At 60.2% G+C, this 12,463-nt stretch carries 7 protein-coding genes and 3 pseudogenes; 7 read left to right on the forward strand and 3 right to left on the reverse strand.

Annotated features, from left to right (window positions below):
- Positions 1 to 61: 61 nt before the first annotated feature.
- From EN914_RS39810 to EN914_RS38225, 4 genes and pseudogenes are all read left to right on the forward strand, one after another.
- Positions 62 to 3,211 carry an autotransporter domain-containing protein gene (locus EN914_RS39810; RefSeq protein ID WP_081714461.1) on the forward strand — a complete coding sequence of 1,050 codons (3,150 nt, stop codon included), beginning with the start codon at positions 62 to 64 and terminating at the stop codon, positions 3,209 to 3,211.
- Positions 3,208 to 3,594 (forward strand): autotransporter outer membrane beta-barrel domain-containing protein, encoded by a 387-nt coding sequence (locus tag EN914_RS39815; RefSeq protein WP_024505681.1) that lies wholly within the window; start codon positions 3,208 to 3,210, stop codon positions 3,592 to 3,594. The genes EN914_RS39810 and EN914_RS39815 overlap by 4 nt, the downstream gene beginning before the upstream one ends.
- A gap of 144 nt (positions 3,595 to 3,738) precedes the next feature.
- Positions 3,739 to 4,521, forward strand: a pseudogene (locus EN914_RS38940) (integrase); the annotation flags it as partial.
- A gap of 115 nt (positions 4,522 to 4,636) precedes the next feature.
- Positions 4,637 to 4,873, forward strand: coding sequence for a hypothetical protein (locus tag EN914_RS38225; protein ID WP_024505684.1), 237 nt, complete (start codon positions 4,637 to 4,639; stop codon positions 4,871 to 4,873).
- A gap of 161 nt (positions 4,874 to 5,034) precedes the next feature.
- Here EN914_RS38225 and EN914_RS00260 read toward each other — a convergent pair.
- Both EN914_RS00260 and EN914_RS40080 read right to left on the reverse strand, forming a co-directional pair.
- Positions 5,035 to 5,235 (reverse strand): annotated as a pseudogene (locus EN914_RS00260) (SMC-Scp complex subunit ScpB); the annotation flags it as partial.
- Between the two features lie 33 nt (positions 5,236 to 5,268).
- Positions 5,269 to 5,745 (reverse strand): transcriptional regulator domain-containing protein, encoded by a 477-nt coding sequence (locus tag EN914_RS40080; RefSeq protein WP_407067767.1) that lies wholly within the window; start codon positions 5,743 to 5,745, stop codon positions 5,269 to 5,271.
- A 1,354-nt stretch (positions 5,746 to 7,099) separates the two neighbouring features.
- Here EN914_RS40080 and EN914_RS00270 point away from each other — a divergent pair.
- The gene (locus EN914_RS00270) at positions 7,100 to 9,259 is read left to right on the forward strand and encodes a prolyl oligopeptidase family protein (protein WP_024505686.1); all 2,160 of its coding nucleotides are present in this window, start codon (positions 7,100 to 7,102) and stop codon (positions 9,257 to 9,259) included.
- A 38-nt stretch (positions 9,260 to 9,297) separates the two neighbouring features.
- On the forward strand, positions 9,298 to 9,996 hold the full coding sequence (locus EN914_RS00275; RefSeq protein ID WP_024505687.1) for an OmpW family protein: 699 nt from the start codon (positions 9,298 to 9,300) through the stop codon (positions 9,994 to 9,996).
- Between the two features lie 738 nt (positions 9,997 to 10,734).
- On the opposite strand, the gene EN914_RS00280 is transcribed toward EN914_RS00275, so the two are convergent.
- A complete protein-coding gene (locus EN914_RS00280) occupies positions 10,735 to 10,950 on the reverse strand; it encodes a helix-turn-helix transcriptional regulator (protein WP_024505688.1) in 216 nt (71 codons plus the stop codon).
- Between the two features lie 102 nt (positions 10,951 to 11,052).
- Between EN914_RS00280 and EN914_RS38945 the strand changes: the two are divergent.
- Positions 11,053 to 11,324: pseudogene (locus EN914_RS38945) on the forward strand (hypothetical protein).
- Positions 11,325 to 12,463 lie beyond the last annotated feature (1,139 nt).

Raw genomic sequence — 12,463 nt, forward strand, 5'->3', positions numbered from 1 at the left:
CTGTTGTCAGCCAGGGCCGCCATAAAGGGTCTCGTTAAACAACATTCAGGAGGCCGTTCCAATGATCAATCAGTTTGCGAGACTTTTTCGAGGACCAGGTATGCAGGCTTGTTTCAGGACAAAGAACTTTCTGGCGGCAACCACCGCGATGACGACGGTATTCCTGCCGGCTGTGTCTCTCGGGGTGGGTCTGGTAGCATTTCCAACTGGAGAAGCGTTGGCCGACGACCCGATTTCGATCCCGCTGGAGTATGTCGGGGAAGGCCATGACCGCCTGGGCATCTGGGCCAAGATCAACAATGGCAACGCGCAGCGATACGTATTCGACACGGGCTCGGACCAGCTCAACACGCAGATCGGGTCAGAGGTGACCGGGGTCCGCCCGATTGCCGACACGCCTTACGTATATACGTACGGGGACGGAACGTATGGTAATAAGCTTCAGAACGTGGAAATTGATAAATTTACATATGTCGATCCAGATCAAAAGATAACAATCGACGGGCCGTCTGTAAGCGATAAGAAATACCGGGCTGCTCGCATTCTCGATTTTGTCTATACCCATGCGTATTGCAAGGACAACAATCTTAAGTGCACGCCGGGATCCGTGACGGATGGACTTAAAGATATGTATGGTCAGGATCTCCAAGAACCTTATCACGCCGATAAGGAGCAGCGGGCGAAAATGACCGCTGGCAAGATGGCAGACGAAGGCGGCGATTTCGCAGGTACATTCGGGGCCGGCGATTTTCTTGGCAAGACAAGTGTCTGGGGCATGATGGGCAGTGTCACCAGGTCTGGCTACGTGGTCTCCGCCAATGTGAATCCGGATTCCGAGAGCGACCAAACGCCTGGCTGTTCCCCCTGCACGATTGTCAACCTCAATCCAAGCCTCCGGGCCCAATATACTAATGCCATGCCATGGGGAGAACCCGAGGAAAAAGATCAGGATTCTTATCAGAATTTTCCTGGCTCTGGCGCCAATGCCTCGACCGAATACGAAGGCAGCTACAATCTGCAGTACACGGTTAAGGATGGAGCCCCACCAATCACCGACCCCAACAAGACCGCGGTATTGCTCGACACCGGCACACCGGGCGGTGGCAGTCTGGAGATCAGTGATGCGATGCTGAAGCAATTTCAGGATGCGGGCGTCGAACTTAAAAATGTTCGGAGAAATGAGCAACGCGAGATCGTAAGCGCATCGGGCAACATCCCGAGCGTTACAATCGCAGGAACGGATGGCGATCCGGTAAGGCTGGACAATATCGACTTCACCTACACCAGCGGCACGACGGAACAACCCAACGACCAGACCAGTTTTGTTGCCGGTCTTGACTTCTTCAAAAACAGATCGGTCATTTTCGATCTGGAGAAGAAGTATACCGCTTATACGTCACATTTCGTCACTGCCAGCAACTTCTCTACCGATTCATCCGCACCCGAAGGGACCGGTCTGAGCAGGATCACGACGAGCATGGGGAATGAGGGCGGGGTCGGCATAGCGGGTGTCGTCTCCGGCTCCGGATCGCTGACGCTTGATACAAAGACGGTGGTCCGGATGACGAATGTCAACACCTACACCGGCGAGACGAATATTGCTCAGGATGCCTATCTCTCGCTTGCGGGGCTCGGCAACATCCAACGGTCAGCGAAAGTCGTTGCAGACGGCACGCTCGATATCTCCGAACATGGAAATGGCAGCGACTATTGGGGAATCTCCGACGCCTACAACGATGCCCGTATTCGTAGCCTGAGTGGCAGCGGAACGGTCGAACTGGGCAAGCGTACCCTGGTGCTAACGGCTTCGAACGACACTTTCGCCGGCAGCATCAACGACCTCGACGTTGATAACAATAATATGGGCGGCAAACTATTCGTTGCCGGTGGCGTGCAAACGCTGAGCGGAAAGAACAATTTTTCCGGCATGACGACGGTCGGTTCCGGCGCGGGATTGCTGCTTGCCGATACAGGTGTGCTTTCCCATGATGCGACCACGTCCGGCTTTCTCGGGAATGACGGGCAGATCGGGGGCACGGCTATCGCAAACAGCGGCGGTGTCGTCGCAGGCGGCGGCACCTACGGTGCGGTCACCATTTCCGAGGGCGGCACGGTCGCTCCTGGCAGTGCGACCGATCCGAGCAGGATCGTCACCACAATGACTGTCACGGGCGATTTCGCGCAGCAGTCCGGATCGATCTATCAGGTCAACCTCGCAAGGTCGTCCGATCTCATCGATGTTGGCGGAGCAGCGGCGATCGACAGCGGCGCGCAGATCGAGCTCCTGCGGCAGGGAACGCTATTGGTCGATGCCCGATATACTCTGCTCTCCGCAGCAGGCGGCGTAAGCGGCACCTATGGCGGGCTGACGGGGGCTCTGGCGACAGACGCGACGCCCTTCGTCGATTTCCAGCTCGTCTACGATGCCAACAATGTCTATCTCGATATCAGCCGCACATCGACGGCGTTTGCCGATGTAGCCAGCACCTTCAATCAACGCTCGGTCGCCGCAGCGGCTCAGGCGCTTGGAAGCGGTAATCCGATCCAGGACAACATCCTGTTCCTGACGGCGCCGGAAGCCCGCAACGCTTTCGATATGCTATCAGGCGAGGTTCATGCTTCCATTCATAGCGGCCTCATCGAGGACAGTCATTCTGTACGCGATGCCGCGAGCGAACGGATCCGTGCGGCGTTCGACGGCGTCGGTGCCTCCAGCGTTCCGGTGATGACTTATGGGCTGGGTGGTCTGGAACTGGCCCCGGCAACGAGTGAGAATTTCGCCGTATGGGGCCGTGGCTTCGGCGCCTGGGGTCATCTCGACAGCGACGGCAATGCCGCCGGTCTCGAGCACTCGACCGGCGGCTTTCTGGCTGGCGGTGACGCGGCTGTCGGCGAAAGCTGGCGGCTCGGCCTCATCAGCGGCTACAGCCATACCTCCTTGGAGGCGGACGATCGCGCGTCGTCGGGCTCGAGCGAGAATTACCATCTCGGTCTTTTTGCCGGCACGCAGAACGGCAATCTCGGTTTTCGTTCCGGCCTTGCCTATGCCTGGCACAGCATCGAGACCGGCAGGTCCGTGGTCTTTCCAGGCTTCGCCGACAGCCTTTCGGCCGATTACGACGCCGGCACGTTCCAGGCCTTTGGCGAGCTCGGCTACCGTATCAATACGGCTTCGGCTTCTTCGAGCCCTACGCTAATCTCGCTTATGTGAATTTTGACGCCGATGGCTTCACCGAGAATGGCGGCGCAGCCGCCTTGTCGAGCGGGGATCGCTCGAGCGACACGGCGTTTACCACGCTAGGTCTGCGTGCGTCGACGGTACTGACCCTCGGCACCGTGACTGCTACCGCGCGCGGCGGTCTTGGCTGGCGCCACGCCTTCGGCGACGTCAGGCCGGATACCGCTCTTGCCTTTGCTGGCGGTTCGTCCTTCGCCATCAAGGGCGTGCCGATCGCAAAGAACGCAGCTCTGCTCGAAGCTGGGCTGGACGTAAACATCACCGAGAACGCGACGTTCGGCATCGCCTATCAGGGACAGATCGCCTCGGATGCCCAGACACACGTGTTCAGCGCCAAGCTCGGCGTCCGTTTCTAAATCACCCGCAAAAGAGATTGGTTATGAAGTCAGTGAGTGCATTTTCTTTTACCGTCGTTCTCGGCTCAGCGACGGTGATGTCTGTGTCCGCCGCGCGAACGGACGATGCCTGCTACAACAAGGCACAAAGCCTATGAGGACGCAATGTTCAATCGACGACCTGAAGCCAGTCGATGGCGAGCTCGACAAGCTCTACAAGGAGATGGAGACCCGGCTCAAAGAGTCCCGGCGCATGTCCAGGAACTGGTCGAGACCGCGAGGGACTACAACGCCACCTCGGAGAACACGCGCGACGCCTACCCCAAGGATTGGCGGCATTTTTCCTCCTGGTGCCGGCGCGCTGGCTTCGATCCCCTGGCTCCGGGCTCGAAGGTGATCGGGCTCAATATCAGCGCCTGTGCCTCGGGCACCGCCGCCGGCGATCCGAAGCGTGGCGCCCCTGCCCTTTTGGTTGCGACCATCGAGCGGCGGCTTTCCGGCCTCGCCTGGAACTTTACCCAGCGCGGCCGGCCGTTGGACCGCGCGGAGCGGCATATCTATACGGTTCTTGCCGGCATTCGCCGCAAGCACGCAAAGCCACCGCGGCAGAAAGAGGCGGTCCTGGCGACGATCTGCTGGCGATGATCGCCACGCTCGGCCACGACCTCAGGGCCTGCGCGACCGCGCTATTTTGCTCCTGGGCTGTGGCGGCGGCCTGCGGCGCTCCGAGATCGTCGGTCTCGACGTCATGCGCGACGACAACAGCGATGGCGCCGGCTGGATCGAGATTTTTGACGGCAAGGGCTGCTGGTCACCCTACGCGGCAAGACCGGCTGGCGCGAGGTCGAGGTCGGCCGCGGCTCCAGCGACCACACCTGCCCCGTAGTCGCGCTCGAGAGCTGGATCCGCTTTGGCCGCATCGCATGTGGACCCCTGTTCCGCCGCATCTTGTCGATCAGGTCGATATAATACGAAAAAGCCGCCGCCATTCGGACGGGCCTCGGCTATCATGTCCAGCCATTACGCGGCGAGCGGATAGCTTTCGCCGGACCAGGCAGAGAACTTGGCGGCAAAAGCCTTCATCTCGTCGACCGCGAATGTGGTGCGCGGTTGCGAACTCGACTTGCTGGGCGAGAGGGACCTCGCCGAGAAAGGCGCTGACATGAGCGGGATGCTGCTTGGCCAAATCGAGATCCGCAAAGCAATCGGCCAGCGCCGCGTCGTCCAGCTGTACGCTGCAGGGCGCGTTCACGGTCGTCAAGACGGATGCAAATGCTTGCTCATAATGGCCGCAAGGTAATCGTTTCGGGTCGGAGACACAAGTTGCCGCCTCCTTCGCCGTAGAGTGGCCCGATACAATCACGATCGATATTGCCACCTCTTATCGATAGTGATCGCATAGTTCCCTGATTCGACTCTCAACCGCTCATATCAAGCGATTACTTCCATGTATCTGCTGCGCTAGCCCGTCCTGGCCTTGGAGTGTCGCTCCTCACCTCCTCCACCACTCACCAGCCCGATGGGAGTATCGCCCGCCAGCAGCTTCTCCTTGCTGAGCAGCGCGGCAACCTCAATCGCCTCGAAATCGGGCAAATCCCGCAGTGTGTCGAGGCCGAAGTGCAACAGGAAGGTCTTGGTCGTGACGTAGGTGTAAGGCGTGCCAAATTCAGCGGGCAGGCAGACGTTGACCCACACTTAGAGCATTGAGGCACTCGAGCCGCCCTCAGGCGGTGCCTCAAAAGCTCGCGGGCCAGATCGCCTCGGTTCGGAGACAGACAGGCTCAAGATATCCACGCCAGAGACGGCGAGCTGGAGCGTATGCTCGGCATTGCGAAGAAGAACATGTTGGCCTTTGCCGGGCGCCAGGCAGGACCGTCGCACGACATGGCAATGCCAAGAGTTCGCACGGCGTTGTCTCCGACGATGCTGGCAGATGTTCTGCAATGACTGGCAACACATGGACGCACCAGAGCGGAACCAGAAACGATCGAAATTCGCCCATAAGACTCGGCGAAACAGAACACCCCAGCGTAACAGGTCGCCGGCCGACGCGACCAGGTCAAGCAAGGGTTGGTAAGACCAGCTATTGGCCTGCTGGCTTGCAGCGGTCACCTCACGCTGGAATGCTGGATTGCGGCGCAAAAACTCCCATGCCCTTTCGCGCGGCGTCATACCAGCGGTGCAGTCATATGATCGTTCATCCCGCCAATCAGCCTCGACCGCGCCAGTCACGAGAACTGCAGGCACGACTGTGCCCCCTTGCCCGCCCCCACGGACGTCCAAACATCATGCAATTTTGCAAAGCACCGGCGCCGAAGCCACCCGACCTCGATGACGCCATTTCGTCGAAGCATGTGTCGTCGGCACTGTGCAGGGCAGAAGCAGGCTGTCGGTCCCGCGCAGCGACAGCAAGCGCGGCCTGAGCATGCGAAGGGAGTCGCTTTGATAGGAGTGCCCGGCTGGGTTCCGTTCAGGACGTTCCCTGAAGACCTGGTGGCGTGGCGGTGGCTTCGACGCTGGTTGTGGGCAGGTTGTCGTAGCCCGGGTGCTATAAGCTTAGTCATCTAGGTCTCCTGGGGGAAATTTCCGCCATTGGAGGCTAAGTTTCACGCTATGCCAGCCCGTATTGTACAGGTGAAGCCGACTGGTCAGTGGACCGCAAAACGAACGGCGCGCCGCTTCTCTTTGGTGATGCTCGCGCCGCGCTTTCTTCGCGGACGGTATGGAGATGAAGCGCTGCATGCCCCTGTAGCAGCCGATTTCACGACCAGACTTGCGCCCGCACTGCCCCTGTTGCCGCGGCATACCAATGCGTGGCGTCAGGAAGACTTCGTCGACCATTGCCGTCTCGCTGAGATACTACCGAGCCCGAGCTCCCCTATCCTAGACCCTCGTATCGCATATCGGACGGCCCCACATCAGCCCAAGTTGCCATGGGGACCAGCGCCATGCGTTCGCCCGAATGCAGCTTCCTGGCTTGATCGACAGCAATCAAGGGGACGGTGCAGGCCAAGATTGCGGCAGGGCTTGGGCCCCCCACCCTTCTCCTCAGAACTCCGCTGCTTCCAGCTGGCGGCTGAAACTCACAGGCGCAGCCAGCTTGGTCTCTAACCGCATCGATCGCATCATGGTGTCTGCCATAAATCCGTGTGCGTGAAGCGCTCCAGAGCGAAGATGTTGGGCGTCAACCAGGTTCACTCCAATGAGCTTCACTTCTCGAGTTCTGCACAGTGTCCACGACTGGCGCCGGAGGTTGATCCGGTGATTAGGAGGAGCACTCGTTGTCGGATTCTCGACGATGTCGGACATGTGACACAACGCTTCCAGGGCGATCGCATTGTTCCGAAACGATTTTCCCAGTTGGCACGAAGGTTGCGGCCCTATGCGCAAAAGCACTGCGATGCCGCACCGACTGGAAGAACTCATCAATGATCACGCTTTTCGAACATGTGGGCGCCGCTACCGACACTGAGCGTTCCCGAGCCGACGGAAGCCTCTATCCCTTCTTTTTGAAGGCTGTCCGGACATGAACGCATTTGATGTCCGTCCAACGCTTGATGCTCCCGACGACGATCCCTATGTCTGGCTTGAAGTAGAGGGCGAGCGGGCACTTGCCTGGGCCGCCGGCCAATCGGCAAGGACTCTGAAGCACTTCGGTGGAACGCAGTTCGAGCGCGACCGCGCGGCTCTGACAGCCATTTTCGACAATCGCGACAATCTTCCCCTGATCGCGCGCCGTAGTCAGTACCTCTACAATTACTGGCGAGATGACGGTAATCCACGCGGACTGTGGCGCCGGACCACCCTTGCCTCCTACATGAAGGCGGATCCCCAATGGGAGCTACTGCTCGATCTGGATGCTCTCGCGGCTAGCGACGGAGAGGACTGGATCTGGGACGGCGCGTCCATCGAGCCGGAGAGACGGGAAAGAGCCGTTCTGCGCCTGTCGCGCGGCGGCAGCGACGCGGTCGCGCATCGCGAATTCGACCTGATCTCTCTGAGCTTTGTCGCCGACGGCTTCAACCTCCCCGAGGCCAAAGGCTACGTTAATTGGCTGGACCCTGACACGCTTCTGCTTTTCAGTGCGCTTGGTAATGGCATGGCCACCCGCTCCGGCTATGCGCGCACCGTTCGACTGTGGAAGCGTGACGCGGATCCCCTCACCACGCCGGCAATCTTCGAGGCCGGGTTCGAAAGCTTCCAAGTGTCTGGTCATTCGGACCGCACCGGCCGCAGCGAGCGCCTTTGGTTCATCGAGCAGCCGGCCTTCTTCGAGAAGATCAGCTGGATCGGCGATAGGAGCGGGCCGAGGAGGCAGATCGATCTTCCTCGCGACGCGTCGTGGCGGGTCTTCGGCGACTGGCTGGCGGTAAGGCCGCGCAAGCCCTGGACGGTGGGAGGCACCACCCATCCCGCCGACGCGCTGATCGTCATCTCGCTTTCCACTTTCCTCGCCGGCGGACGCCGTTTTGAGACCCTGTTTCAACCAGGGGAAAGGCGCTCCATGCAGTCATTCTTCTGGAATGACGGGAAGCTCATTATCTCTTACCTCGTCAATCTCGCACCGCGTTTCGAGATGTTCACTCCCGGCCACCAGGAATGGACGCGCCGAGTCCTGAACACCCTGCCCGCCGAAGGTACTGTCAACGTCTGGTCATTCGATGCGGCAGTTCACGAGACCAATGGAGAGGTCCTGATCTGTGCTCAGGATCCGATCACGCCGCCGCAGCTCTTGCTGTTCGATCTGAATGCCGCGCCGTCTCTCAGCGCTTCAGCAATCCTGAAGCGCAGCCCGGAGAATTTCGATGCATCCGGACTGGTGGTCACGCGCCACGAGGCAGTCTCTATCGATCATGAGCTGATCCCCTATACGCAGGTTGGTCCGGCGAACGGGAACGGAGATGCTCCGATTCACCTTTCCGCTTATGGCGGGTTCGGCGTATCACTCCTGCCCTACTACAACTCCCCGCTGGGCAAGCTGTGGCTCGAGCGCGGCGGCACGTGTGTCGAGGCGAACATCCGCGGCGGCGGCGAGTTCGGCACCCGCTGGCACGAAGCCGGGCGCAGGGAGGGCAAGCGTCTCGCCCATGACGATTTCGCCGCCGTTGCCGCCGACCTCGTGCGAAGGGGCATCACCCTGCCGAGGCGGATTGCCGCCGAGGGTGGCTCAAATGGCGGCCTGCTGATCGCAAACATGCTGACCCGCTATCCTGAGCATTTCGGGGCTCTGTTCTGCACAGCACCGCTTATCGACATGCGTCGCTACACCAAGCTCTTGGCGGGCGCGAGCTGGATCGACGAATATGGCGATCCGGACAAGGTTCACGATTGGGCTTTCCTGAAGGAAATCTCCGCCTATCACGCCGCAGCGCCGGGACAGCCCTATCCGCCTATCCTGATCGCCACCACGAAACGCGACGACCGCGTCCATCCGGGCCATGCGCGCAAGATGGCCGCAAAACTGCAGGCTCTTGGCTATCCCGCTTACTTCTACGAGGCCAGCGCAGGCGGGCACGGCTGCGGCGAGGACAATCGGGAGCAAGCCGCATTCATCAGTCTAGGCACCAATTTTCTCCGCAGCGCAATCGGCTTCAACGATCACCTTCCGGAGACGGCGGAACGCGTTGCAACGCAAGAGGGGCATTTGAGGTCCATCAACAATTCATTCGAGCAGGAGACGAAATAGTGCAGTGCATCCTTTCTGAACATCAAGGAGTGAATCTCATGGCGAGAACGCGAATGGGCGTAGCGCGGGCAACAGCAGCGGCGGTGGCCCTGATCATGGTGGGACAGCAGGCCGTCGCCGCGGAGCCTGCGCAAGCAGAGACCGTCCTGGCGGAGACGGGAGCCTCGGTCACCGAAGCGCCAATCCCTTGGCAGGTCCGCCTGCGGGCGTTGGGCGTCGTTACGAAAGATCTGGGCTACGTTGATACGCTTCCCGGCTCCGGTCTTTCGTATTCGGACACGGTGACGCCGGAACTCGATATCTCGTATTTCTTCACCGACAACATCGCCGCCGAACTCATACTCGGTACCACCTATGCCAACATCGCGGGCCAAGGGACGATCGGAGGGTTGGGCAACATCGGCAAAGTTTGGCTGCTGCCGCCGACGCTCACGTTGCAGTACCATTTTACCGATCTCGGCGCGTTCAAGCCTTATGTCGGCGCCGGCGTGAACTACACGATATTCTACAACCAGGACACTGGCAGCGCTGATGCTCTCAAGGTGAAGAACACGTTCGGCACGGCGCTGCAGGTCGGATTCGATTACATGGTGGACCAGCACTGGGGCCTCAACTTCGACGTGAAGAAGCTTTTCCTGAAGCCGGACTTCGACGTCACGGTGGCCGGCGCGAAGCTGACGGGGAAGGCGGAGCTCGATCCCTGGCTGATAGGCGCAGGTGTCACCTACCGCTTTTGAATATCAGAGTGAAGCCTGCTTCCCGACTGCCGGTTTAAAATGAAGGGCGCCTCGCGCGCCCTTTTTTACGGTCGACACTGCAGCGCAAGACCTCATGAAGCTATTGTCGGGCGGGATTCTCTTCCGGCGGACCCAGAAGGTGCACTGGCCAGCCAGCCTCGCGCCTGAGATGGAGTGCTTAGAAGCGCTTTGGATCGGGACGGGCTTTGGTATTGTGGGTGGAATGCTTCAGCCAGACCATTTGCCAGCATCGTCTCCCGGACGTCATGTCTGAGCTTCGTGTCAGCGCAAGGCGAACACGCGGCTCCTAGATGCCGACAAGATGGCTGGTTCAGCCATGCTGCGACAGTTGCCTGTTTTTCAGTTCTTTGCTGTTCGTGCGCTAACCGCAACGCTCGATACTCGTCTCGCGTGCCTGTCCCAGTGGGGTGGGCGGCAGAAAGCGATTAGGCCCGCTGAAAGAGGCGGACCGCATCCGGAGACCGTGACCAAGAGATTAGGACCTGAAGCGAGAGCGAAGGTTGCGGGAGGCCGCGGCGGGCCTAAAAGGGGATGCCGACCAACCCACGCCCCAGGAAAGGCGGTCAAAAACCGCAGCGGCCGACTGTCCAATAGGGTGCGCCCGCGCCAGGCGAGCCAAATGGCAGGGGCTGCCGGGGGACCCTAAGAAAAGCGGGTTGGGTTCACGAGCCCCCGGCGCGCGCCATCAGGCCGCTAGCTACTTGGAGGGCGGGGGCATCAGGTCTGTTTGTCGGGCTGAACCAGATCCATGTGGCTGACGCCGAGGGCCGCCAGTTCATAGATCGTGATAATTGTCGGATTTCTTCGGCCTTTCTCCAAGCCGCTGATGTACTGCTGACTGAACCCGGAACTCTCCGCAAGCTGCTCCTGCGTCAGATGCTTCCTTTGCCTGATCCTCTGTACATTCCGGCCGACCAACTTGCGCATATCCATGCACGCAAGCCAGCGGATCAGGCGGCTTGAGTTTATCAACTATAATATGTAATCCACATTTAGCAGGCAGAGGGCTTCGCGGGTCCATTGTCCGGAGATCGAATTGGCGATGTACAGCCCAAATCGAACACGCCGTTTGCCGACGAGGTCCCCTGGTCGGACCGCATTACAGCCTACGACAAGGACCACTTTACAACCTATATGAGGCTCCTGGACGCCTCAGCCGACAACGCCACTGAAGAGGAAATGGCCCATGTGATCCTCGGCATTGATCCGGCACGCGAACCGGAGCGCGCACGGAACGTTCTTCGCAGTCATCTCGACCGTGCAAACTGGTGGTGACGAGCGGCTACAAGGATTTGTTCGCCAGTTGACGAAATGGGCGGTGCGGTCGCTTGGCTTCAAGCAACGAAGTCGCGTAACCACCATGCATCGACGCATCACCACAGCGCGAATGCGCTCGAAGATGATCGCGAGGACTTCCAGTCGGCGCGGATATCCCAGTGCTTCGGCATCCGCAAGCCAAGCGTCGAAGCGCCTGCAGGACGAAGCGGAGGCGACGGCAGCGCGCTTTGAGCGAAACAGGATTTTTTGCAGTCGCCCTTACGCCGCAACTGTTGACACTTTCAAGAGAGTCCGGAGGCGGCTTTCAACCGCCGATCGGGCCAGATCGCGTCCATAATGAGTCGGACGGGCAGCAAAACGGGAATGCGGGCTCGCACCGCAGGGGTATATGCTCGCGGCGCCCCCCAGAAATGCCGTTGCGCAGCATGCCAGCCTCGCCACCTCGAACAGCGATCTCGCCGGACGGGTGTGACGATAACCGCCGCAATCCTTGTGGTCCCGGGCAACTTGCCTTCCCCGCGCGTGGATTCGCAGGCAGACAAGCGTGATGACGCAGGCGGTCGGCATAATTATGCGCAGCATGCCGAAGCGTGGCTCAACGGGCAGCTTGCGGCAGCAAGGGTGACCTTGCGGGACACTAGTTAAGTGTAGCCCAGCCGCGGAGTCCCCGGACTGGTCGTGACTACGACCGATAGCATTGCGCCACCTATGGGCGCGCCCGCTTGGGCGGCGGTTTGGGACCATTCCCGCGCAACTGGCCTCAACAAGACGGAGACAGGAACGATTCCGACGTTTCGCTAGCCGCAGAGCGGATTTGAGGACATGGCGCCCGCCCTCGCCTGCTCTTCGCTGGCGTACGCTTCTGTCTCATCGTTTTGTCCTCCGCTCGCCAATCGCCGCTCCCAGGAAGCGGTGCGGCGGCGAGTCATGACAGGAACGGACCCGCGGTCTGAGCCGCCGCATCCGAAGGACCGGAACGAGGAGAATGACCCGAAGCACAGCTAGCTAGGGTTGCGGGACGCCGCGGCGGGCCTAGAAGGATGCGGCGCCACCTGCTGGAAGGCGCCACAGAGAGAATTGCGAGAGTCTTACGACGCGCGCTAGGGAGCGCAGCGGAAATGGTCGAGACGCTCTGAGCCAAGAAAAGCGGGGAGCGACCCACTGGCAC

It is taken from the genome of Mesorhizobium sp. M7A.F.Ca.CA.001.08.2.1 (assembly GCF_003998455.1).
Lineage (GTDB): Bacteria > Pseudomonadota > Alphaproteobacteria > Rhizobiales > Rhizobiaceae > Mesorhizobium > Mesorhizobium ciceri.

Coding starts and splice junctions, on each gene's coding strand:
- EN914_RS00270 (WP_024505686.1), top strand. CDS start 7,100: ATGAACGCATTTGATGTCCGTCCAACGCTTGATGCTCCCGACGACGAT.
- EN914_RS39810 (WP_081714461.1), top strand. CDS start 62: ATGATCAATCAGTTTGCGAGACTTTTTCGAGGACCAGGTATGCAGGCT.
- EN914_RS00275 (WP_024505687.1), top strand. CDS start 9,298: ATGGCGAGAACGCGAATGGGCGTAGCGCGGGCAACAGCAGCGGCGGTG.
- EN914_RS40080 (WP_407067767.1), bottom strand. CDS start 5,745: ATGACGCCGCGCGAAAGGGCATGGGAGTTTTTGCGCCGCAATCCAGCA.
- EN914_RS00280 (WP_024505688.1), bottom strand. CDS start 10,950: ATGGATATGCGCAAGTTGGTCGGCCGGAATGTACAGAGGATCAGGCAA.